At 74.5% G+C, this 21,982-nt stretch carries 15 protein-coding genes; 8 read left to right on the top strand and 7 right to left on the bottom strand.

All coding sequences use genetic code 11. The annotated features are described in order from the left end of the window. The first annotated feature begins 6 nt into the window (after nt 1-6). Complete coding sequence (locus OIE12_RS00670) at nt 7-444, top strand: VOC family protein (protein WP_030377259.1); 438 nt, start codon at nt 7-9, stop codon at nt 442-444. Nucleotides 445-454: 10 nt separating this feature from the next. Here OIE12_RS00670 and OIE12_RS00675 read toward each other — a convergent pair whose 3' ends face one another. Further along, nucleotides 455-1,141 carry a TetR/AcrR family transcriptional regulator C-terminal domain-containing protein gene (locus OIE12_RS00675; RefSeq protein ID WP_329130540.1) on the bottom strand — a complete coding sequence of 229 codons (687 nt, stop codon included), beginning with the start codon at nt 1,139-1,141 and terminating at the stop codon, nt 455-457. A 58-nt stretch (nt 1,142-1,199) separates the two neighbouring features. Here OIE12_RS00675 and OIE12_RS00680 point away from each other — a divergent pair, with 58 nt between their 5' ends. After that, on the top strand, nt 1,200-2,762 hold the full coding sequence (locus OIE12_RS00680; RefSeq protein ID WP_329130541.1) for a monooxygenase: 1,563 nt from the start codon (nt 1,200-1,202) through the stop codon (nt 2,760-2,762). Here OIE12_RS00680 and OIE12_RS00685 read toward each other — a convergent pair. Continuing rightward, a complete protein-coding gene (locus OIE12_RS00685; RefSeq protein ID WP_443054010.1) occupies nt 2,731-3,939 on the bottom strand; it encodes a metallophosphoesterase in 1,209 nt (402 codons plus the stop codon). The two genes, OIE12_RS00680 and OIE12_RS00685, sit on opposite strands and share 32 nt — an antisense overlap. Before the next feature lie 261 nt (nt 3,940-4,200). On the opposite strand from OIE12_RS00685, the gene OIE12_RS00690 reads away from it, so the two are divergent. The 3 genes from OIE12_RS00690 (at nt 4,201) to OIE12_RS00700 (ending at nt 8,217) form a co-directional block, all read left to right on the top strand. Beyond that, nucleotides 4,201-6,171, top strand: coding sequence for a sigma-70 family RNA polymerase sigma factor (locus tag OIE12_RS00690; protein WP_329130542.1), 1,971 nt, complete (start codon nt 4,201-4,203; stop codon nt 6,169-6,171). A 204-nt stretch (nt 6,172-6,375) separates the two neighbouring features. Continuing rightward, a complete protein-coding gene (locus OIE12_RS00695) occupies nt 6,376-6,795 on the top strand; it encodes a spore-associated protein A (RefSeq protein ID WP_329130543.1) in 420 nt (139 codons plus the stop codon). Nucleotides 6,796-7,017: 222 nt separating this feature from the next. After that, nucleotides 7,018-8,217 (top strand): PP2C family protein-serine/threonine phosphatase, encoded by a 1,200-nt coding sequence (locus tag OIE12_RS00700; RefSeq protein ID WP_329130544.1) that lies wholly within the window; start codon nt 7,018-7,020, stop codon nt 8,215-8,217. Nucleotides 8,218-8,250: 33 nt separating this feature from the next. Here OIE12_RS00700 and OIE12_RS00705 read toward each other — a convergent pair whose 3' ends face one another. The 3 genes from OIE12_RS00705 to OIE12_RS00715 form a co-directional block, all read right to left on the bottom strand. Then, nucleotides 8,251-10,893: a DUF6493 family protein gene (locus OIE12_RS00705; RefSeq protein WP_329130545.1), complete on the bottom strand. Its 2,643-nt coding sequence runs from the start codon at nt 10,891-10,893 to the stop codon at nt 8,251-8,253. Then, nucleotides 10,893-12,326, bottom strand: coding sequence for an SWIM zinc finger family protein (locus OIE12_RS00710; RefSeq protein WP_329130547.1), 1,434 nt, complete (start codon nt 12,324-12,326; stop codon nt 10,893-10,895). The genes OIE12_RS00705 and OIE12_RS00710 overlap by 1 nt, the downstream gene beginning before the upstream one ends. 102 nt (nt 12,327-12,428) lie before the next feature. Beyond that, on the bottom strand, nt 12,429-13,418 hold the full coding sequence (locus OIE12_RS00715; protein WP_329130549.1) for an NAD(P)-dependent alcohol dehydrogenase: 990 nt from the start codon (nt 13,416-13,418) through the stop codon (nt 12,429-12,431). 210 nt (nt 13,419-13,628) lie between these two features. Here OIE12_RS00715 and OIE12_RS00720 point away from each other — a divergent pair, with 210 nt between their 5' ends. Next, nucleotides 13,629-14,597: an STM4015 family protein gene (locus OIE12_RS00720; protein ID WP_329130551.1), complete on the top strand. Its 969-nt coding sequence runs from the start codon at nt 13,629-13,631 to the stop codon at nt 14,595-14,597. A gap of 36 nt (nt 14,598-14,633) precedes the next feature. Continuing rightward, on the top strand, nt 14,634-16,970 hold the full coding sequence (locus OIE12_RS00725; protein ID WP_329130553.1) for a wHTH domain-containing protein: 2,337 nt from the start codon (nt 14,634-14,636) through the stop codon (nt 16,968-16,970). On the opposite strand, the gene OIE12_RS00730 is transcribed toward OIE12_RS00725, so the two are convergent. Next, on the bottom strand, nt 16,954-18,825 hold the full coding sequence (locus tag OIE12_RS00730) for a LamG-like jellyroll fold domain-containing protein (RefSeq protein WP_329130555.1): 1,872 nt from the start codon (nt 18,823-18,825) through the stop codon (nt 16,954-16,956). The genes OIE12_RS00725 and OIE12_RS00730 overlap by 17 nt on opposite strands. A gap of 194 nt (nt 18,826-19,019) precedes the next feature. On the opposite strand from OIE12_RS00730, the gene OIE12_RS00735 reads away from it, so the two are divergent. Continuing rightward, nucleotides 19,020-19,931 (top strand): cyclase family protein, encoded by a 912-nt coding sequence (locus OIE12_RS00735; RefSeq protein ID WP_329130557.1) that lies wholly within the window; start codon nt 19,020-19,022, stop codon nt 19,929-19,931. Here the strand turns inward: OIE12_RS00735 and OIE12_RS00740 are convergent. After that, nucleotides 19,909-21,867, bottom strand: coding sequence for a helix-turn-helix domain-containing protein (locus OIE12_RS00740; protein ID WP_329130559.1), 1,959 nt, complete (start codon nt 21,865-21,867; stop codon nt 19,909-19,911). The two genes, OIE12_RS00735 and OIE12_RS00740, sit on opposite strands and share 23 nt — an antisense overlap. Between the last annotated feature and the right edge of the window lie 115 nt (nt 21,868-21,982).

The raw sequence follows: 21,982 nt of genomic DNA on the forward strand, positions 1-21,982 counted from the left end.
CGGTCCATGGGCATCAGACTCGAGAACGTCGGTATCGCCGTCCGTGACCTCGAAGCGGCGATCTCCTTCTTCACAGACCTCGGTCTGACCGTCCTCGGCCGGGACACGGTCAGTGGGGAGTGGACCGACACCGCCGTCGGCCTCGACGGCAACCATGCCAGGATCGCGATGCTCCAGACCCCGGACGGTCACGGTCGCCTCGAACTCTTCGAGTACCTCCATCCCGAGGCGATCGAGTCGGAGCCCACACGTCCCAACGAGATCGGCATGCACCGTGTCGCCTTCTCCGTCGACGACATCGACGCGGCCCTCGAGACGGCCGCGAGGCACGGCTGCCATCCGCTCCGCGGCGTGGCGACCTACGAGGACATCTACAAGCTCACCTACGTCCGCGGCCCCAGCGGCATCATCGTGATGCTCGCCGAGGAGCTGAGGAAGGGCTGAGGCAGGAGCATCACAGATGGCGCAGGCCTCCGACGAGGACGTGGAGGCCGAAGGCGAAGTGGGTGTCGAAGTCCGGGCTGGTCAGGGCGGGGAGTGCGGCCGTGAGGTGGGGGTGCGCTCCGGGTGTCGTGGCGTCACGTAGGCGTCCGACCGCTCCGGTGTCCTCGGGGGCGTCGGAGAGCGCGGCCTGTTCCTCCAGGGTGTGGCCGAGGACGTAGTTGACGAGGGTCAGGAAGGCGCGGGCCGCGTCCTCGTCGCGGAAGCCGGCCTCGCGCAGCGCGCCGAGGGCGGTTTCGGCGAAGGCCAGGGTGTGGGGGCCGGTGGTGTGGGTGCCGCCGAAGACCCGGGCGCCGTCTCGGCGGGCGAGCAGGGCGCGGCGCATGGTGTGGGCCAGCGCGGTCAGCCGGGCGGCCCAGTCGGCGGCCCCGTCGGCGGCCCCGTCGGCGGCCCCGTCCGGTTCCGGCAGTGGTTCGGCCAGTGGTCGCAGCATGCGCTCGGCCATGGCCGTCAGCAGGTCCTGCTTGGTCGTGAAGTGCCGGTAGAGCGCGCCCGCCTGGACGCCCAGCCGGTCGGCCAGGCGGCGCATCGTCAGCGCCTCGAGTCCGACCTCGTCGAGCAGTTCCAGCGCGGTGGCGACGGTCGAGGCCCGGTCGAGCCGTGCGGGCCGGCCCCGGCCCGCGGTTGACATCGAAGACATGACCCTCACTATAGTGAACGCCGTTCACGTGAACAACGTTCACTAAAGGAGACATGCCATGACGGAAGCAGAAGTGATCGTCGTCGGCGCCGGGCCGACCGGTCTGATGCTCGGCAGCGAACTGGCCCTGGCGGGCATACGGACCCGCATCGTGGAGCGGCGCCGGGAGCCGTCACCGCATTCCCGGGCCCTGACGCTGCACCCGCGCAGCATGGAGGTGCTGGACATGCGCGGGCTCGCCCCGCGCTTCCTCGCCGCGGGCAGCACCGTGCCGGGCTGGCACTTCGCGACCCTGCGCACCCGGCTGGACTTCCGGGCGCTGGACACCCGCCACGGGTACACCCTGTTCCTGCCCCAGCTCCGCACGGAGGCCCTGCTGGAGCAGCGGGCCCGGGAGCTGGGCGTCCGGATCGACCGCGGCTGCGAGGTACGGGGCCTCACCCAGGACGCGACAGGAGTCCGCCTCGAACTCCGTGACGACGCGGGCCGGGACACGACCGCACGGGCGCTGTACGTCGTGGGATGCGACGGCGGACGCAGCACCGTGCGGCAGGCCGCCGGCATCGGCTTCCCCGGCACCGACGAGTCCCTCACGGGCATGCTCGGCGACTTCGCGGTGTACGACGCCCCGCCCGAGGCACGCGCGGCGGCCGAGGCGGCCGGCATCCTCGCGGTCCCGCTGGAGGGCGGGCTGACCCGCGTCGTCTGCATCGACCCCGCCCGTATGCGCGTGCCGTCCGGCGAGCCGGTCACCCTCGAGGAGTTCCGGGCCGCACTGCTCCGGCTCTGCGGCCACGACCACGGCATCGCCGACCCGCGCTGGCTGTCCCGCTTCGGCAACGCCACCCGCCTGGCCGACCGCTACCGCCAGGGCCGTGTCCTGGTGGCGGGAGACGCCGCGCACATCCACTTCCCGGCGGCCGGGCAGGGCCTCAACACCGGGCTGCAGGACGCGATGAACCTGGGCTGGAAGCTGGCCGCCGAGATCGGCGGCCGGTCCGGCCCGGGGCTGCTGGACAGCTACGACGCCGAGCGCCGGCCGGTCGGCCGTGCGGTCACCGAGAACACGGTGGTGCAGACGCTGCTCGTCGAGCTGTCGCTGGTACCGGAGTACCGCCGGGCCGGCACGGCCCTGCGCTCACTGTTCGACGAACTCCTCGGCATCGAGGAGGTCAACCGCCTCCTCGCCGACCGTACCTCCGCGATCGGCACGGTGTACGCGCCGCCCCCGGGAGCCGACCCGCTGGTGGGCCGCCGGATGCCGGACATCGCGCTGACCACGGCGGAGTCGGGGACCACCCGCGTCCATGAACTCCTCGTCCCGGGCCGCTTCGTACGGATCGAGCTCACGGGCGACGGGCAGCACCGGCCCGTCCGGGAGACGCACCCGCACGTCACCGCCGTGCACGCGACGGCGCACGACGACCACGCCGACCTGCACGGGGTCCACGAGGTCCTGGTGCGCCCCGACGGTCACCTCGCCTGGGCCTCCCGCACCGGCGACCCGGACGAACGGGAGGCCGAGCGGAAGACCGCGCTGGCCGACTGGGTGGGGGACGTGAACGCGCCTCAGGACGCGGAGGCGGGCCTCACGCGGGCGACCGCAGCACCAGCAGGCTGATCTCGCTCGGTGCGAAGATCCGGAACGGCGGCCCCCAGTAGCCCGCGCCCCGGCTGGTGTACAGCTGGGTCCGGTCGCCGTGGCGGCTCAGCCCCCGCACCACGGGCTGGTCGAGCCGTACCAGGTAGTGGAAGGGCCATATCTGCCCGCCGTGGGTGTGGCCGGAGACCTGGAGGTCGACGCCGGAGGCCACGGCCTGTGTCACCTGCTTGGGCTGGTGGGCGACGAGCAGCACCGGCAGGCCGGGGTCGGCGCCCGCGAGCGCGGTGTCGTGGTCGGCGCTGTGCCCGGTCAGTCCGGAGGAGGCGGCGGTGCGGTCGTCCACGCCCGCGAGGACGAGCCGGTCGCCACCGCGTTCGACGGTCAGATGGCGGTTGTGCAGCGCCTCCCAGCCGAGCCCGGTCATCAGGTCCAGCCAGCCCTGCGCCTCCCCGTGGTATTCGTGGTTGCCCGTGACGTAGACCCTGGCCAGCCGGGCCCGGACGGTGCCCAGGGGCGCGACCTGCTCCCGGCGCCGGGCGATCGTGCCGTCGGCGATGTCGCCCGCGTGGCAGACGATGTCGGGCTCCAGGGCGTTGACGGCGTCGGCGACCCGCGCCGACCAGCGGGCCCGGTCGATGGGCCCGTAGTGGGTGTCGGCGAGGACGACCACGCGGGTCCCATCGAGGCCGGGGCCCAGCCGGGGGATCGTCACCTCCACCCGCCGGATGCGGGGCACCCGCATGGCCTCCACGTAACCCCACGTCAGAAGGGCCGCGGCGACGACCGCGACCGTGACGGACACCGCCCTGGCCGTCTCCTGTCCCCCGGCCCCCGCGACGGCCAGGACGATCCGCAGCACACCGCCGAGGGCGGACCACACGAACAGGACCCAGACCACGCCGAGGGTGGTGTCGGCCGTACGGGCCGCCCCGTCGAGCTGACGCCCGCCGTGGCCCAGGACCATCGCCACCGGGAGCGCCAACTCGGCGGCCCCGCACAGGATCGCGCCGCCGGCGACGACCGGGGCCGGCCACCCGGTGCCCGACGCCAGCAGTACCCACCACGGCAGGAAGAACAGCGAGGTCAGCACGGCGAGCAGTACCAGCACCCGGCCGATCCACCCACGCCGCCGGCCCGCCGGTGCCTCCGCCGCGCCGTGCTCGTCGGAAGGCGCGCCGTGCTCGTCGGCGGGCACATGCTCGTCGGCGGGCGCGCCGGAGACCGCGGCGTCCTCTCCCCCGGCCGGTCCGGTCCGTACGTCCGTCACGTTCCCACCCCGCACCCACTCACAGCCCGATGAACGGTTCCATCTTCGCCCCTCGCGCCCACCGCCGGGCACCCCTGTGGACAACGGCCGATCCGTGCGCGGATTTCTGTTGTCCTTCCCGCCGGCCCCCGTCTCCGACAGTGGGCGGTAAGAATGCCCTGCGGATGTGAGACGAGGGAGAGACGGTTCATGCGTACAGACCACGGGAGCGATCCCGGCACCGGGCTGGTGTCCGCCGCCTGTGCGGGCGATCCGCAGGCCGTCGAGGGGTTGGTGGCGCAGTCCCTGCCGCTGGTCTACAACATCGTCGGCCGTGCGCTGGGCGGGGGCCAGGACGTCGACGACGTCGTGCAGGAGACGCTGCTGCGTGTGGTGCGCGGCCTGGACCGGCTGGAGAACCCCTCGTCGTACCGATCGTGGATGGTGGCCATCACCGTGCGGCAGATACGGGACTGGATACGGGGCCGCGCACAGGACCGGGAGACCCGCGAACCCGTCGAGCTGGCCGCGCGGTTCGCCGACCCCGCGTCCGACTTCGCGTCCCTGACCGTGCTGCGGCTGCAACTCGACAGCGACCGGCGGGAGGTGGCGGAGGCGACGCGCTGGCTGGACGAGGACCAGCGGGAACTGCTGTCGCTGTGGTGGCTGGAGGAGACCGGGGAGCTGGAGCGGGCGGAGGTGTGCGAGGCGCTCGGCCTGTCCGGCAAGCACACGGCCGTGCGCGTCCAGCGGCTCAAGGAGCAGCTCGACGTGGCCAGGACGGTGGTCCGGGTGCTCGCCGCGCGGCCGGCGTGCCCGGAGCTGTCCGAGCTGATCCAGGGGTGGGACGCGGTGCCGAGTCCCCTGTGGCGCAAGCGGATCGCGCGCCATGCCCGGGGCTGCGCGCACTGCGGTGCGCGGCAGGAGCGGCTGGTTCCCGTGGGCCGGCTGCTCATGGGGCTCCCGCTGGTCGTGCCGCCCGCCGGACTCCAGCAGGCGGTGTGGGCGACGATCGCGCCGGTGGTGCCGTCGGCCGGCGGCACGGAGGCGGGGGCGCCCGGGAGCGCGGGTCCGCGTACCCGGGGCGCGCACGCCGCCGGATGGGCCGCGGCCCGGCGCCGTACGCCGGGCCGCGCCGGGCACGCCCGCACGGTCACGGCGGCGGTCGCGACGGCGACGGTCGTCCTCGGCGCCTTCGCCCTGGTGCACTACCAGGGCGCCGACCGTACGGCCGCGGCCCCGGCGGGCGCGCCGACGGCGGGCAGCGCGGGGACGAGCGCCGGTACGCCGACGAGCCTCTCGCCCTCCCCCAGCCCGTCGGCGAAGAAGAAGCGGAAGGAAAAGAAGGAGAAGGAGTCGAAGCCGTCGGCGTCGGCCGGTACGGCACGGGCGTCGCGGGCGCCCGGCAACGAGGCCGCCGCGCCCGCCGCCGATCCGGTGGTCTCCTCGCCCCGCAAGGGTGTCGGCGTCTGGTCCTTCCCCGGCATGTCCGATGCGCTGAGCCGTTCCGGGGCCGGCTGGTACTACACGTGGTCGACCGCGCACCCCGGCATCGCGGCCTCCGGCGGTGCCGACTTCGTACCGATGATCTGGGGTGCCAAGAGCGTCACCGCGCAGGCGCTGTCGGAGGCGAAGGCGGCCGGTCCCTATCTGCTCGGCTTCAACGAACCCGACATGAGCGCCCAGTCGAACATGACCGTCGACCAGGCGCTGGACCTGTGGCCCAGGTTGCAGTCGACGGGCGCCACGCTCGGCAGCCCCGCGGTGGCCTACGGCGGCGACCGGGCCGGCGGCTGGCTGGACCGCTTCATGAGCGGCGCGAAGCAGCGGGGGTACCGCGTGGACTTCATCGCACTGCACTGGTACGGCGGCGACTTCCGCACCGAGGCGGCCGTGGAGCAGCTGCGCGGTTATCTGAGCGCGGTGTACGCGCGCTATCACAAGCCGATCTGGCTCACCGAGTTCGCCCTCATCGACTTCTCCCGGGGCACCCGCTATCCCACGGACGCCGAGCAGGCGGCGTTCCTCACCTCGGCCACGAAGATGCTGGCCGGGCTGCCCTATCTGAAGCGTTACGCCTGGTTCGGCCTCGGCACGGACGAGACGGGGCCGGGGACCACGCTGTTCCGTTCGGGCTCCGCCCTGACGGCGGAGGGCCGCGCGTTCCGCTCGGCGCTGTGACCGTCGCCGGGCGGGCGCGCCGACGGGCGGCAACGGACCGAAGGTGAGCGGTGACAGAACGGTGACATCTCCGTCACCAACCCTTCGGCCGGGCCGCCGGTCCAACTGGGCGGGTGCGGGAACAACCCGCGGCCCGCCCGGCAGGGCGACCAATGCGACGGAGGGGCCGTACGGTCCCTCCCCAGGGGGAACATCATGAAGCGCATGCATCGAGCCGCCACCGTCACCGCCGTCGCCGCCGCGACGGTGGCCTCGGCCGCCGTCTTCGCGGCACCGGCCTCCGCCACCGCGCAGGGGGCCTACGCGGCCGCGTACAACGGGGCCTGCGGCTCCGGGTACAGCGTCCTGCACGGCTACGACATCGGCGAGCTCGGCACCGTCTACCTCACCTGGAACGGGCGGACCGGAGAGAACTGCGCCGTGACCGTGCGGGCGCGGAAGGGCGCGCCCGTGTACATGCAGGCGAAGGTGTACCAGACCGACCACACCCAGGTCAGCGCCTCGGACTCGGGCGCCTACACGACGTACGCGGGCCCCGTCTACGTCCCGGGGCGCGGCGAGTGCGTCACCGTGCGGGGGCAGATCGACGACGCGTACGAGAGCTTCGCGGGCTTCTGCGGCTGACCGTCACCGGCGACACGCGTGCGGAGCTCCGTCCCAGGGCGGAGCTCCGCCACGGGGCGGAACTCCGTCATGCCGGCGTCCCTGTCGCGCCCGGAAACGATCTCGTCCGTGCCACCCGTGACAGAAAACGCCATACCCGTTCAGGACCGGTCGTAACGGGTCGTGCCAGGTGGCCTCGGAGAAAGCGGGGGCAGAAGGAACGGCAGCCGATGGGAGGTTGCCGTGGAGAGTGCGGATGTCGAACTGGGTGAGCTTCTCACCGCCGCGGAGGCAGCGCCTCCGGGAGAGTCCGTCGACGTGGTGGCACGCGACCTGCAGAAGAGGTTCGGGGCGGAGCGCGTTTCCTTTCTGTACGCCGACCTGGTCGGCCAGCAACTGGTGCGGCTGTCCGCGGGCGTCGACGACGGCACCGACCGCGCCGAGCCCCTCGCGTTGCGGGGCAGTGTCTACGACGAGGTCCTGCGCAGCCAGCACCAGTACGTGGAACCGGAGGACCAGGGCGGACAGCGTGTCATCACGCCCGTCACCAATCGGGGCGACTGCCTCGGCGTACTGGAGGTGACCCTCCAGCACGCCGACGAGGCCACGCTGGAGCAGATCGCCGAAGCGGCGCACGTGCTGGCGTACATCGTCGTCACGGACCGCCGCTTCACCGATCTCTACCACCTGGGCCGGCGGACCACCCGGACCAGTCTGGCCGCGGAGATCCAGCACCAGCTCCTCCCCTCGGCCTCCTGCTGCGAGGCCGCCCAGTTCACCCTGGCGGCGGGGCTCGTCCCGGCCGACGACATCGGCGGCGACACCTACGACTACACCCTCGACCGTGACACGCTGCACCTTTCCATCACCGACGCCATGGGGCACGACACGGACTCCGCGCTGCTGGCCACCCTGCTGGTGGGTGCGCTGCGCCGGGCGCGCCGCAGTGGTTGCGACGCGCTCAGACAGGCCCGGGAGGCCCACCAGGCCCTGCTGCGCCACGCCCGTGGCCTGGCCACGGGTCAACTGCTGTGCGTCGACCTCGGAACGGGTGCCTGCGAGCTGGTCAACGCCGGGCACCCCTGGCCGCTGCGGGTGCGCGACGGCGTCGTCGAGGAGGTCTCCCTCGCCGTCAACCTGCCGTTCGGGGTGGCGGCGCCCACTCCGTACCGGGTGCAGGAACTGGAGCTGCGCCCCGGGGACCGGCTGGTCCTGCTCACCGACGGCATGCAGGACCGCGGTGCCGCGGCCGTCGACCTGGCCTCACTCGTCCGCGACACCCGCCCCCTGCACCCGCGGGAGGCCGTCCGCGCTCTGACGACCGCGGTCCTGGACGCCTGCCACGGGCAGCTGGGCGACGACGCCACCGTCCTGGTCCTGGACTGGTACGGCACCCGCCGCGAGAAGCCGTCCGCAGCCGGACCCGGCCCCGCGCGCCGCTGAGGCCGCTCGGGGCACGCCCGGGGTGCTACGGGCTCATGCCGTCCTCTCCAGCGCGTTCTTGATGCGCCGCGCCTGTTTCACCGTCTGGGACGAGCCCGTGCGGGCCGCCAGCGCGTCGATCTCCGGGGGGAGGGTCCCGCGGGCCCCGCAGCCTTCGGCGCAGTCGGCCGCGAGGATGAGCGCGGCGGGCAGGGCGTGCGGTGCCCCGCCCTGGAGCAGGGCGGGGAGGGCGGCCGACAGCACCGCCCACACCGTGGCGTACGCGCCGGCGCGTGCGACCTCCCGCAGGGCGCTCACGACCCGCTGGAGTGTGAGCCGCCGCAGGCCGGTCAGTTCGGCGATGTCCCCGCCGAGCCGCGCCGCGTCGAGCGCGCCGCGGGCGGCCAGGAGAAGCAGCGCGTCCACTGCGTACAACTGCTCGTCGGCCCGCCGTGCGCCCAGGCCGTACGCCACGAGGAGGTGGGTGGCGGGCCCGGCCGGTCCCCCCGACTCGGCCAGTGCGGGCAGCACGGGCGCGCCGTCGCCGGTCCGGTTCCAGTCGGCGTGGGCGGCGAAGGTGACCAGCATCCGGGCCGCGACGACCTCCCGGTGCTGGGGCAGGAGCGCCAGCGACTCCGGGGTGCACTCCATGTGTCTGCCCGTGTCCGGGCTGTCGAAGGGGTCGTGCGCGCCGAGCAGGGAACGGAACGGCTCGGAGAAGTCCTCGCGTCCGGCGACGGCCTCCGTGCGGACCAGCACGCCGGGCAGGGGGTTCCGCAGCCTGAGCCGCTCCCTCTCGCGGGAGGCGGCCGGGTCGGGCAGCGCGCCCTCGGCGAGGCGGGCGGCGAGCCGGCGTCCGGCCGGGGACGTGAGCTTCGCGGCGGCCGTCACCGCGTCGGGCGGTATCGCGCGGTCCAGGCGCAGCAGGGCCTGGTCGAGGTCGGCCGGGCCGGGTTCGGTGCCGGAGCGCTCGTAGGCGGCGAGCCGCTCCACCAGTTCCGCGGGGTCGAGGGTGCCCGTGGTCCAGGTGGGGGTGGCCAGCAGGAAGGGCAGGGGGTCGCCGTGCAGCCGGGTCGCGATCTCGGCCACGCGGACGGCGAGGACGGAGGCGCCGGCCGAGTGCGTGCTGCTGGGGTCGAGGGCCAGTCGGCGGATGCCGTCCAGCTCCTCCTGGGGAACACCGCCCATGAACGCGATGACGACGAAGTTCCGCCAGTACCAGCCCAGGGAACGGTAGTCCGTGATCCAGTTCTCCAACAGCGGTCCCACGACCGGCTGGAGGGCGGCGCGCAGGCCGGGCAGGTCGGCGTGGGCGTGCACGACGAGGCCGTTGAGCACCCGTTCCGCCTGCCCGGGTGCCTCGTCGGTGCCGTGCATCAGGACACCGACCTCCTCCGCGAGTTCTGCGGCGGTGGGCGGTACGGGCGCGAGGCGTTCGGGTTCCGGCACGGGCGGCAGTCCGTCCCCCTCGTCGGGCGGGGTGCCGGCGCCCTCGTCGGGGAGGACCTCCCCGAGCGCGTCGGCCGCGCGTGCGCGCAGATCGGGTCCGAGCTGCCCGGCGCTCTGGGCGAGTTCGGCCAGGACGGCGTCGCTCGCGCGCTTGCGGTGGCGCACGACCAGGGCGAGCGCCCGTTCCTGGAGGCTGTGCTCCTCGTGGCCGAAGGCGACGGCGGCAGCGCGCAGCAACGCGTCCGTGTCCGGGCCGCCACGCTTGACCGCCTTGTCCAGCAGGGTGAGCTGGGCCCGCACGATCTTCTTCTCGGGCCGGGTCAGGGCGGCTTCCGAGGCCTCGATCAGGTACTCGGCCTCCAGTCGGCCCGCGGCGTCCAGCCCGGCCAGCGTCTCCTGGGCCCGGGCCACCACCAGGCCGTGGGCGTCGGGCACCATCCGCACCCAGGTCGGGGTGTGCGCCGCCTGCTCGTCCTCGGTCGGGTCGAGGGCGGTCAGCAGGGCGAGGAAGCCCTTGACGAGGCCGAGCCGGGTCTCGCGGGAGAGCCGGGAGAGGCAGCCGTCGAGCAGCGCCTCCCGGCTGAGCAGACCCTCCCGGGCGAACCCGGCGAGCGCCGCGGCCCAGCCGGGGTCGTGCTCCCAGCTGTCCTGGAGGTGCGAGCCGGCCTGCGGCACCTCGAAGAGCCGCGGGATCATGACCGTCAGGAAGGGGTTCTTCCGCAGTGTCTCCCCGACCGGCTCGCCGGCGACCCCGCTGCAGGCCTCCTCCCAGCCGAGGACGAAGCCGTCGGTCGTGGGCGGCGCGCAGTTCGCGGCGCTCACCAGCCGGGAGATCAGCGGGTACTCCTCCCGCGCGACGGTGCGGCGCCCGGCCAGCCGGTGCGCGACCTGGCCCAGCCACTCGGGGTCGCGGTCGGCCAGCGTCTCCACGACCGGGGTGGGGTCCCGCATGGCCCAGCGCAGCTCGTTGGAGGCGAGCCACTGGGCGGCGGCGGCCGCGCCGGTGGAGCACGCCGCACCGGCCGCCAGCAGGGCCACGCGTATGTTCGAGTGCCCGTTGGCCCAGTCCCTCCGCAGGGACGAGCGCCAGGACTTCAGCACCGGCAGACAGGTGCGCCGCTCGGCGACGGTGAGCGCCTCGGACAGCTTGGGCACCGCCTCGGCGCGGCCCTCGCGCACGGCGTGCAGCAGTTCGTACGGGGCCTCGGTGACCTCGTCGGGAATGTCGTACCTGGGGGTCCCGCGCATCAGACGGCTCCGTGGGAAGGGGTGGTGGTGTCGGGGTGGGCGGCAGCGGCGGTGCCGGGTGCGGTGGCGGTCGTGCCCGCCCCTGCCGAGCGGCGGACGAGGCGGACGGCCAGGGCGTGCTTGCACGGTCCGCGGCCGCCGCGGTACGCGGCCCACCAGCGGCAGGTGCAGGTCAGCCGCCCCTCGGCGGCTCTGACGCGGTGGACGTGGTCGTCGACGGTGACCGTGGCCAGCTCGCCGTCCAGGCGCACCGCGCCCGCCTCGACCAGGGCGCGGGCGGCGCGCAGTCGGGGGTTGTGGCGCTCGGCTCGCCCGGTGTCGTACGGCAGTTCGCGGTGGAAGTACGCGGCCTCCGTCACGTCGTAGCCGATGCGCCCGGCGGTGCCGAGGCGGGTGAGTGCCGCCCGGACACGCTGCGGGGTGAGGCCGCTCTGCGCGGCGAGGTCCGCGACGTCGACGGCGGGGTCCCAGGCGAGGAGCACCGACACCAGTTCGGCGTCCTCGGCGGACTCCTCCGTGGCCAGCGCCTCCAGGACGCCACCCTCGCCGGAGAAGCCCCGCGCCGGGTCCGGGGACAGGGTGAGGGTGAGGCGCATTCCGGGCAGGCCCACCTCCCACGCGCTCGCCACGGGGCCGCTGCCGGTGGTGACGGCCGGGCCGTGGATCCGCAGGCCCGTGGCGTGGCGGAGCACCCGGCTCAGTGCGGCGAGCCGGTCGGGGCCCGGCAGGCACACCGCGCCGGGGACCGGCCGGGTGGTGGCGCGCAGCGAGCGGCCGGCCGGGACGACCCAGCGGGCGGCCCGGGAGGCGCCGGAGCGGGGCAGTGCTCGCAGGAAGCGCACGGCCTCGGCGGCGGAGAGTTCGGCGCGGGGTTCGAACCCGGCGGCGACCACCTGGGTCTCGGCGAAGCCGCGCAGCCAGCGGTCGGGCAGGGGCACCTTCTTCTCCACCACGGGTCCGTCGAAAGTGGTGACGGTCAGTTCGTCGGGCCCGACCTCCATGAGCAGCGGGTCGACGGGGCCGACGCGGGTGAGGGCTTCGCGCAGCGGGAGGTTGACGTCGACGTTGGTCGTGCCGTGTCCGACGTCGTCACCGTCGAGCGCGTCGCCCAGCATGTCGAGCCGCGCGTAGACGCCGCAGCAGCCGGAGAACGACTCGAACCGCAGCCGGTCCCCGTTCCCCGTGACCACCGGGTCCCGCCAGGCGGGGTCCAGCGGCTGGTGGTAGCGGGCGGCGGCGACGTCCGCGACGCACAGCAGGCCGGCCGCCGCGATCTGGGGCCGGGTCAGGAACCCGTGGAAGAACCGCGGATGGGCCTGCCGCCCCGCCGGTGTCGTCCCGCCGGAGGTCTCCAGGCTGAGCGTGCCGCCCTCCGCCGCGGGGCGGACCGCGGAGGGCCGTAAATAGGCGTACGTCTGTGCGTCGTGAGTCATGCGCGGAAGACTAGGGGCCACCACTGACAACGCCCCCGCGGTCGGTGGAAGCGGGCATGGCCGTGTGTGGGCCGGCGTCCCGGCCCCAGCCCCATGCTCACGTCAGCGCACGGTGAGCACGGTCTTCCCGCGGGCGTGCCCCGCCTCCACGTGGCGCACGGCCTCGGCGGCGTCGGCCAGGGAGTAGGTGCGGCCGACCACGGGCGCGACCCGGCCCGCCTCGATGAGCGCGGTCACGGCGAGCAGGTCCTCGTGGACCGGGCCGTCCGGGGTCGCGGGGACGATCGGCCGCAGCCGCTGCCGGCCGGTCGCGGCGACCGCGGTGACCTTCAGCATGCTGCCGATCGCCCCGAACACCCGGCCGGGCGAGCCACCGCCGTTGGCCACCAGGGTCCCGGTCGGGGTGAGGACCCGGCGCAACCGGACCGGCGAGTAGTTGCCCACGTTGTCCAGGATGACGTCGTAGCGGACGGAGCCGTCGGTGAAGTCCTCACGGGCGTGGTCGAGGACGTGGGCCGCGCCCAGTGTGCGCACCAGTGCCGCGCTGCCGGCCCCGCACACCCCGGTGACCTCCGCGTCCAGGCCGGCCGCGAGCTGCACGGCGAAGGTGCCGACGCCGCCGCCCGCGCCGTTGACCAGCACCCGGTGTCCGGCCCGTACCCGGCCCACCGTCCGGATGCCGCGCAGCGCGGTCACCGCCGCCATCGGCACGGCCGCGGCCTCGGGGAAGGACAGGCGTTCGGGCTTGGGCACCACCCACTGCGCCGGGGCGCACGCGTACTCGGCGAACGTGCCCCGGCAGAAGCCGAGCACCGCGGTGCCGGTCCTGAGCCCGTCCACCCCGGCGCCGACCGCCTCCACCACCCCGGCGGCGTCGATGCCGGCCACCGGGCACTTGGGGCGGCGCAGTCCCATCCCGCCCAGCAGGCGGGCGGCATAGGGGTCTCCGCGCAGCATGTGCCAGTCGTAGGGGTTGACCGCGGCGCAGTGCACCCGGATCAGTACCTCGCCGGCGCCGGGCCGGGGCCGGTCGGTCTCTCCCAGCCGCAGGATGTCCGGCGGCCCGAACCGCTCCTGGAGCACTGCCCTCATCGCCCCGCTCCCCTCTCCCGCGCAACCACCGCGGCGGGCACATGCCGGCTGCCGCGACGGTGAGGGCAAGGTAGGCGCGCACGGTGCGGCCGTCAACGACATGGGGCCGCCCGCCGGGGGTGACACGGTTCATCGCCACCGTGCCGCTCCCGGTGTCGTATCCGGCTGCTAGAAAGGACGCCGCGAGTCGTCAACTGTGCAAGGATCGCCATGGAGTTGCTGGCCGGTGTGCCACGGCACCCGCATGCCGTGGATCACCTGGAGACGTTCCACGGTCTCGAGGTCCGGACCTTCCTGGCCGACGATCTGCGTCCCCTGCCGGACGACGTGTCCTCGGTGGCGTGGCGCATGGGGTGCGACACCGACGAGGCCCAGGGCGACTGCTGGGACCGCTTCGCCGAGTCCGTGCCGCTGGAGCGGGTGCGTGCGCTCGTCGTCGGCCACCCCTGGTTCAGCCAGGAGGACGGGCCGGAAGTCGTCCGTGAGCTCGTCGAGTCGCGGTCCCGGCTGACCTCCCTGGAGGCATTGTTCCTGGGGGACGTCGTCGCGGAGGAGTGCGAGACCTCCTGGATCGAGCACACCGACCTGGCGCCCCTGCTCGAGGCGTACCCCCGGCTGCGGGAACTCGGCGTGCGCGGCAGCCAGAACCTGGCGTTCCCCGTCACACGCCACGAGGGGTTGCGAACCCTGCGTTTCGAGAGCGGCGGCCTGCCCGCCTCGGTCGTGCGCAACGTCGTCGCCTCGGACCTGCCCGCGCTGGAGTACCTGGAACTGTGGCTGGGCCTGGAGGACTACGGCGGTGACGTGACCCCGGACGACCTCGCCCCGCTGCTCGGCGGTGCGCGGCTGCCCGCCCTGCGCCATCTGGGCCTGCAGAACAGCCCGTCGCAGAACGAGATCGCGGCCGCCGTGGCCCACGCCCCGGTGGTGGCGCGGCTTCAGTCCCTGCGGCTGTCGATGGGCACGCTCGACGAGGAGGGCGCCACCGCTCTGCTCGGCGGGCAGCCGCTGACCCATCTGCGCTTCCTGGACCTGCGCGACAACTATCTCGACGACGCCATGATGCTGCGCCTCTGGGACGCCCTCGAACCGGCCGGCGTACGGGTGGACATGTCCGAACAGAAGACGCACGAGCGGGGCGCGGACCAGGGCGAGCGCTACGTCAGCGTCTCCGAGTGACACTTCCGTCCGCCCCCCTTCCCCCAAGAGGCCGACATGCCCGACCCCACCCCCACCCCGGCGCCCGACGACCACGACCGGTACCTCACCAGCCGGGGGCTGAACGCCGAGGAACCCCGGCTCGACCCCGGCGAACCCGTGGCGCTGGGCCACGTCCTGTACGCGGCCGCGGAGCGCGGCCTCGCCCCCGGTGCGGTCGGCGCCCGGCTCGCCGAGCTGGGGTACGAAGTGCCCTCCGCCGCGCTGCTGGCCACGGCCACCGTGGACGACCTGCCCCTGCTCAGTATCGGCAACTACAGCCGCCCGCCCTGGCTCGGCCCGGGGGACGCCGCCTACCTGCGGGGCCATGTGCTGTGGACGGCCGACCGGCTGCGGCAGCCGCCCGCCCGGATCGCGGCCCGGCTCGCCGCACTGGGCCACCCGGCCCCCGCGCCGGACAGCTTCCCCGAGCGGTTGACGTCCGAGGACCTGTATCTGGCCCGCTTCGAGGACCGCCTCATCCCCGACGACGTCCCCGTACCGGTCCACCACCTCCTGACGGCCGCCAACGCGCGCGGCGAACCCGAGGACGCCGAGCGGGAGCTGTCCGAGGTGGTCTCGGTGCGCACGCGCATGACCGAACTGGGCTACCGGTTCGACCCCGTCGTCATGGGGATCACCGCCGCCGACCTGACGCTGCTCGGCGAGGACCCGGGCGGCGACGGACGCCGGCTGCACCCGGAGGATCCCGTACCCCTCCACTACGTCCTGCGTGTCGCCCGGAAACTGGACCGCGACCCCCACGAGGTCGTCGCACGGCTGCGTCAGTTCGGCCATCGGCTGCTGCCCGGGGGGACCCTGCCGCGTTCCGTGGACAGCGAGGACGTGGAGCTCCTCGAACGCGGTTGGCGGGACTGGCTCGCCCAGGAGGATCCCCACTGGTTCCCGCACGTCGTCGCGGCCGCCGCCAGAACCGGCAGGGCCCCCGCACAGGTCGCCCGCCGGCTGCGCGCGCTCGGCTTCACCGTGCCGGAGGCGGCACTGCCCGAGGAGGCCTCGTACGACGACGTCAAGCTCATCGACGGCGGGACCACGCCGCGCGAACACGTGCCCTGGCGCACGCGTACGGAGCCCGTCCCGGTCGGCCACGTCCTGTACCGGGCCCACACGCAGGACATGACCGCGGCGGCGGTCGCGGCACGCATGAGGACGCTCGGCTACGCCCATGTGCCCGACGTACCCGACCGGCGCATCACGGCGGACGACCTCCGGCTCATCAGCGAGAACGGCGACGGCGACACTCCCCTGCTGGCGGACACCGTGCCGTGGGGCCGTGTCGTACGGGCGGCGGCGGACTCCGGTGCGAGCCCGCGCGACGTCATCGGCCGCTACCGGGAGCTGGGCTACACCGACATCGTCGTCCCGGACGGTCCGCTGCCCGAAGCGGTACCCGCGCGGGCCGCCCTCCTCGCCACCGCCGACACCGGCCCGCTCCCGCTCGACGCGGCCGTACCCGTCCCGCACGTGGTGCGGCGGGCGCACGACCAGGGCGTCGCCCCGGCCGAGGCCGCCCGTCGGCTGCGCGCGCTGGGGTACTCCGACGTGCCCTCCGGGCTGCCGGAGACGGCACACGCGGGTGACCTCGCGATGATCCTCCAGGACGCCCGCCGCGGCGCACCGTACGTCCCGCTCACCGGCGTCACCGCCCGGCACGTCCAGACCGCGGCCGACGTGCTGGGAATCGGCGGCCACGAGGTCGCACTGCGGATGCTCGCCCTCGGCCACACGCTGGAGTTCACCCCGCACCCCGACGACGCGGTGCTCGCGAGCCGCGACGCCGACGGCCGCGCACCCTGGGTCGGGCGGGGCTGGGGCCCGGGGCACGTCCTCCTCGTCGCCAAGGTCCTCGGCCGCACCCCGCGGGAGGTCCACGACCGCTGCCGGGAACTCGGTTACTGGGCACTCGTCCGCTGGGAGCACGAGCTGCCCGACCCGGGCGGGTACGAGGACGACGACATCCTCCTGCTCAGCGCGAACGCCGACGGCCGCGGTCCCTGGCTCACCTGGGAGCAGTCGCCGTCGCTCGCGCACGTGCTGCGCTGCGCACGGGCCACCGGCCGCAGCCCGCAGGAGGTCGGGGAGCGGCTGGCCCGCCTCGGGCGGCACGTCGGGGTCTCACCGCACGTCGAGACGGCCGACCTCGACCTGGCGGAGGCCCTGGAGCACCTCCGCGGCCGCCACCGGGGCACGGGCGAGCTGCTGGCCGTGGCGAGCCGGACGGGCAGGAGCCCGGCCGAGGTGGCCGCGCGCCTGCCCTTCCTCGGGCTTCCGGTGCCGGAACTGGAGTATCCGGACCGGCGCCCCGGTGAGGCGCGCGTCAGTCGAACGGGGTGAGGAAGTCCCGGACGGGCAGGGCCCGGTTGACGATGCGGGTGTCGCCGAGGGAGCCGTACAGGCCCTGGCCGTAGCTCTCGTCGAACTGGGTGGCGCCGAGGACGAAGGGTTTGCCGAGGGTGGCGATGCCGGTCGACGGCTGCGTCGGGTTGCGGGCGATCCTCGAGCCGTCGACGTACAGGACGGTGCGGCGGCCGTCGTTGACGACGGCGAGGTGCATCCAGCGGCCGACGGGCAGCGCGTGGCTCCACGACGTGGGGTCGGCGTCCTGGCGCTGCGGATAGACCACGAACTGCAGGAACCGCTCGGGTGACAGGTTGAGGCTGCACGTGGGCTCCAGCGGGGACCAGCCGGTGGTCTTGCCGGCGTCGCCGTTGCGGCCCTCCCAGCTGAGGATGCCCATCCAGGCGTGGTCGCCCTCGAAGGGCTCGGGCAGCCGGAGGAACGTCTCGATCGTGTAGCCGTGGAGGAACTTCTCGCTGTTGAGGGCCGCCCGCGCCGAGGTCGTGAGGATGGCCCCGCGGTCCGGGTCCTTGCCGCCGTCGAAGCGGAGGCTGGCGTGGGCGGGCTGTCCCGGGTGGTGGTCGGCGGACCAGGTCAGGGTGTCGGGGCCGCCGCCCGTCAGCCGGCACACGGTGAGGTCGTTGCCGTTGCCGGTGAGGTCGCGCACGAGGGTCCCGTCGGTCACCGGGGCGCCCTCCCTGCCCCCGGCGCGGGTGCCGGCGGTGTCGAAGCGCCAGTAGGCGACGGTGCCGCGGGGCATCACCGCGGCGGGCGGCCGGGGCTTCGCGGGGGTGACCGGCGCGAAGCCCGCGAACCGCTTGCCGAAGTCGATGTCCAGGCTGAACCGGTCGGCGGGGCCGGTGAGTTCGAGGTTCTCGGCCTCCAGCGGGCTGCGTTCCTCGGGGTCGCGGGTCAGGAGCCAGGGGGCGAACGTCTCGACGTCGATGACACCGCGGGCGAGGTCGAAGCCGTAGGTGCGGATCATTCCGGCGCCGCCGTAGTAGCGGTCCTGGTAGTTGGTGATGTGGAGGTGGACATCGTTGTCGGCGTCGTTGGTGAGGACCGTGCGCCCGGGCGGCCAGTAGTGTCCGCCGAGGGCGAGGAAGATCTGGTCGTTGCCGCGGATCAGCCCGTCCCACAGGCGGCGGCCGTTGTCCGACAGCTGGGCCCTGCCGTCGTCGTCCGCCCAGACGATGTCGTGCGTGGTGAGGACGGCGGGCAGGGTCGGGTGGGCGTCGAGGACGCCCTGCGCCCAGCTCAGGCCCTTGTCCGAGACCCGCCAGTCCAGGGCGAGGACGAGCCACTGGCGGCCGGCGGCGCGCAGCACGTGGTAGCTGTTGTAGCCGTCGGGCGAGGCGCCGCGGAAGGTCGGCATGGAGGCGTAGCGCGCGGGTCCGAACGCGGCGAGGTAGGCGGAGGCGCCGCGCTGGTCGTCGGTGCTCGAACTGATGTCGTGGTTGCCCGCGAGGACGCTGTAGGGGACCTTGCCGTGGATGGTCCGGAAGGTGGCGGCGGCGCGTGCGATCTCGTCCTCGGTGCCGTGCTCGGTGACGTCGCCGAGGTGGGTCATGAAGGCGATGTTGCGTTCCGACCGTTCGCCGACGAGGTGCCGGAAGGTCGCGCGCAGCGGTGCCGGGTCGGCGCTGTCGGCGTCGAAGAGGTACTGGGTGTCGGGCAGGACGGCCAGGGTGAAGCGCGGACTCTCGCTGTCGAACCGGCCCGCCCGGCCGGCGCTGTCCGCCCGCGCCGGGGAGACGTCGAGGGCGGCGGCCGCGACACCGGCCGCGGGCAGCGCGGCCGTCGCGCGCAGCAGCGCGCGTCTGTGCACGGGGTGACGTGATTCCGCTGTCATGGGAGCTCCGTCCAGTGGGTGAAGGACCTGTCTGTGGCAGGCCGTACGCTCCTCACCCGCCACGGCCGTACAGTGGCGCGAAGTTGAACGCCCGCTGCCGGGTTCCCGACGATTGCCGGGGCGGGCCGACCGGCCGGGCGGGCGGCCCACGTCGGTGACGGTGCGGGCGGAGCCGTCCAGTAGGGTTCGCCGCCATGAGTACGGAACAGACCGAGCAGAACGCCGCCGGAGCGGTCAACGAGCAGGAGCTGCCGTCCAATTGGGGACGGTGGGGCGCGGACGACGAACTGGGTACGCTCAACCTGATCACCGACGAGGTGCGGGCCAGGGGGGTCGCGGAGGCGCGTACCGGACGTGCGGTGTCGCTGGCCCGGCCGATCCGGCCGGCCTCCCTCTTCAGCGGGCCGTTCGCGCCCCTGGACCGGGACGCCTCACCGGTCCAGCAGGTGATGCAGTACACGGGAGGCGCTCCCGCGACGGCGGACGTGATGCTGGTGACCAACCATCACGTGCTCTCGACCCACATCGACGCCCTGGGGCACCAGGTACGCGACGGCCGGGTCTACCCGGGGCGCCCCCTGGCGGAGAGCGTGACACCGGCGGGTGTGCGGCACGGGTCCACCGGAGCGTTCGCCTCCGGGATCGTCACCCGGGGTGTCCTGCTCGACCTGGCCCCCGAGGACCCGCTGCCCCCGGGGCACGGAATCACCGCCGAGGACCTCGAGGCGGCCGAGGCGCGCCAGGGTGTACGACTGGAGTCCGGGGACGCCCTCGTGGTGCGCTGCGGGTGGGCGTACGCCGTCGATCCCGCCCGGCCGATGCCCGGCATCAGTCTGGACGCGGTGTGGTGGATGCACCGGCGCGGCGTGTCCCTGTACGCCGGTGACCTGGGCGACGCGCAGCCGCCGCTGGACCCCGCCGTCCCCGGACCGCTGCACCGTGTCGCGCTGCCGTTGCTGGGGATGCCCCTGATCGACGTGGCGGAGCTGACGGAACTTGCCGCTGTCTGCGCGGAGTCGGGCCGCTACGCCTTCCTGCTCACGGTGGCTCCCCCGCGCATCCACGGGCTGACCGGCGTCCCGGTCAATCCGCTGGCGATCTTCTGAGCCCCGGCGCCCGGTCGGGGGCCTCCCCGGCCGCGTGCCTCGGGGCGGGCCGCAGTACCCGGTGCAGGCGCAGGGCGAGTTGGAGGTCCAGTGTGCGGTCGGGGTCGGACCAGTCGAGGGCGAGGAGGCGTCGGACGCGGTCCAGGCGTTGGGTGACCGTGTTCGGGTGCACGTGCAGGAGGTCCGCGCTGCGGGCGGGGCTGCGGCCCGTGGCGAAGTACGTCTCCAGGGTGGTGAGCAGTTCGGTGGCGCGCTGTGCGTCGTGGCGCAGGAGCGGCCCGAGCGTGCGGTCGACGAAGCCGTCGGCCGTGGTGGTGTCGCCGAGCAGCAGGCCGGTGTAGCCGAGGTCGCGGACGGTCGCCGACTCCCCGGCGCGGTCCAGTCGCAGCAGCGCCCGGGCGCAGGCCAGGGCCTCGCGGTAGGCGTCCGGGAGATCGGCGGGGTCCGCGACGGGTCCGGCGGCGCCCACGGTGACCGGGGTGCCGAGCCGGAGGGACAGCGCACCGGCGAGCTGCCTGCCGGTTGAGGCCGCGTCCGTCGAGGGCAGGGTGAGCACGGCGAGGCCGTCCCGGACGGTGGCCAGACCCCCGCGCGCGGCCGCCAGTTCGGCCGTGGCCGCGGTGAGCGGCGGCAGCCGGCGGGCGGGGACGTGGGCGACGAGGACCGCGTGCGGTTCGTGCGGCCGGTGGCCGAGGCGCCGGGCGCGCGCGTCCAGTGCGGCGCCGGCCCGGGCGGAGCCGCTGAGCAGGTCGTCGAGGAGGTCGCCGCGCACGCGTGCCTCCGCCGCGGCGAGGTTCCGGGCGAACCGCCGCAGCAGCGCCGCCACCGCCGCCGTGCGCTCCAGCAGACGGAGGTCGGCGGCGGTGGTGTCGCCGGCGGGGGCCCAGACCAGGGCGCCGAGGGGGCCCTCGTCCGTGCCCAGGGCCGTCACCCGGCAGCCGTCGGTCCCGGTGCCGCGCGCCGCGTCCGCGTGCGGAGGCCCCGCCGCCCGGATCATCGAGTGCAGCCGGTCCTCGGAAGTGCCGTCGGTCCACGCCAGCGGGGTGCCCCGTTCGTCGACGACGGCCAGGTGGCCGCCGAGGAAGGAGCGGGCGCCGTCGACGACCTCCCGCAGTCCCCCGCCCCGCAGGACGAGGTCCATGCCGTGGTCGTGGGCGGCCAGTTCGCGCGCGGTGGCGCGAGCACGCTCTTCCAGCGCGGTGTGGGCGCCGCGGGCCTCCTGCAGGGCCTGTTCCCACTCGTCCGAAGACCGGGCGCGCGCGATCGCGGCGGCGGCCGGGGCGGCGAAGGAGGCCAGCAGCAGCACCGCCTCCGGCGGGAAGGCACCGGCGCTCCGGTTGGACGCGTAAAGGACACCCGTGACGTCGCCCCGGTGCATCAGGGGGACGCCGAGGATCGCCACCTGGCGTTCGGCCCGCGCGGAGCCGTCCACGGCGGCGTCGTGGTCGAGGCGCTCGTCGTGGAAGTAGTCGGGCGTGGCGAGGGGCGCGGCCGACTCGGCGACCCTGCCGCCGATGCCCGTGCCGAAGGGAATCCGTACGCCCCTCCAGTCGCCGGTCGTGGCCCCGGCCATGACCCGGACGTGGGTCTCCGGGCGGGCGGCGTCGTTGAGGCTGAGGTAGGCGAGGTCGCAGTCGAGCAGCCGCCGGGCGCGGGTGACGACGGAGGCCAGCACCGTGTCGACGCCGCCGGCGGCCTCCGCCAGCTCGGTGGCGGAGGCCAGCAGGGCCCGCTCGGAGGCGTGGCGGGCCCGCTGGGCGGTGTGGGCGGCCTGCTGGGCGTCGAACCGGTCGCGCAGCCGCAGCGCGAGACGGTACTCCTCCCGCAGTGCCTCCCCGTCGGCTCCGGGGGCGGCGAGGGCGGCGCGCAGGGCGTCCTCGTAGGCGAGGGCGGGTGCCCCGTCGGCCAGCAGGCGCAGGAAGGTGTGCCGTGTCATGTCGTTGCCCCCTTGGGAACCTGCCGCCCCGCCACCGGTCACCGTAGAGCAGCCGGCCGGTCCCGTGGCCCGTCGGCGGACCTCGGGAACGGCCGGTGCGCGCCGCCGGCCGGGC

This window comes from Streptomyces sp. NBC_00670 (genome assembly GCF_036226765.1).
In the GTDB taxonomy this organism is placed as follows: domain Bacteria; phylum Actinomycetota; class Actinomycetes; order Streptomycetales; family Streptomycetaceae; genus Streptomyces.

What these genes read in the sequence shown, in the direction of transcription:
- OIE12_RS00715 (WP_329130549.1), bottom strand. Translation starts at nt 13,418, where the DNA reads ATGAGGGCAGTGCTCCAGGAGCGGTTCGGGCCGCCGGACATCCTGCGG.
- OIE12_RS00670 (WP_030377259.1), top strand. Translation starts at nt 7, where the DNA reads ATGGGCATCAGACTCGAGAACGTCGGTATCGCCGTCCGTGACCTCGAA.
- OIE12_RS00705 (WP_329130545.1), bottom strand. Translation starts at nt 10,893, where the DNA reads ATGCGCGGGACCCCCAGGTACGACATTCCCGACGAGGTCACCGAGGCC.
- OIE12_RS00720 (WP_329130551.1), top strand. Translation starts at nt 13,629, where the DNA reads ATGGAGTTGCTGGCCGGTGTGCCACGGCACCCGCATGCCGTGGATCAC.
- OIE12_RS00695 (WP_329130543.1), top strand. Translation starts at nt 6,376, where the DNA reads ATGCATCGAGCCGCCACCGTCACCGCCGTCGCCGCCGCGACGGTGGCC.
- OIE12_RS00690 (WP_329130542.1), top strand. Translation starts at nt 4,201, where the DNA reads ATGCGTACAGACCACGGGAGCGATCCCGGCACCGGGCTGGTGTCCGCC.
- OIE12_RS00710 (WP_329130547.1), bottom strand. Translation starts at nt 12,326, where the DNA reads ATGACTCACGACGCACAGACGTACGCCTATTTACGGCCCTCCGCGGTC.
- OIE12_RS00725 (WP_329130553.1), top strand. Translation starts at nt 14,634, where the DNA reads ATGCCCGACCCCACCCCCACCCCGGCGCCCGACGACCACGACCGGTAC.
- OIE12_RS00740 (WP_329130559.1), bottom strand. Translation starts at nt 21,867, where the DNA reads ATGACACGGCACACCTTCCTGCGCCTGCTGGCCGACGGGGCACCCGCC.
- OIE12_RS00680 (WP_329130541.1), top strand. Translation starts at nt 1,200, where the DNA reads ATGACGGAAGCAGAAGTGATCGTCGTCGGCGCCGGGCCGACCGGTCTG.
- OIE12_RS00675 (WP_329130540.1), bottom strand. Translation starts at nt 1,141, where the DNA reads ATGTCTTCGATGTCAACCGCGGGCCGGGGCCGGCCCGCACGGCTCGAC.
- OIE12_RS00730 (WP_329130555.1), bottom strand. Translation starts at nt 18,825, where the DNA reads ATGACAGCGGAATCACGTCACCCCGTGCACAGACGCGCGCTGCTGCGC.
- OIE12_RS00735 (WP_329130557.1), top strand. Translation starts at nt 19,020, where the DNA reads ATGAGTACGGAACAGACCGAGCAGAACGCCGCCGGAGCGGTCAACGAG.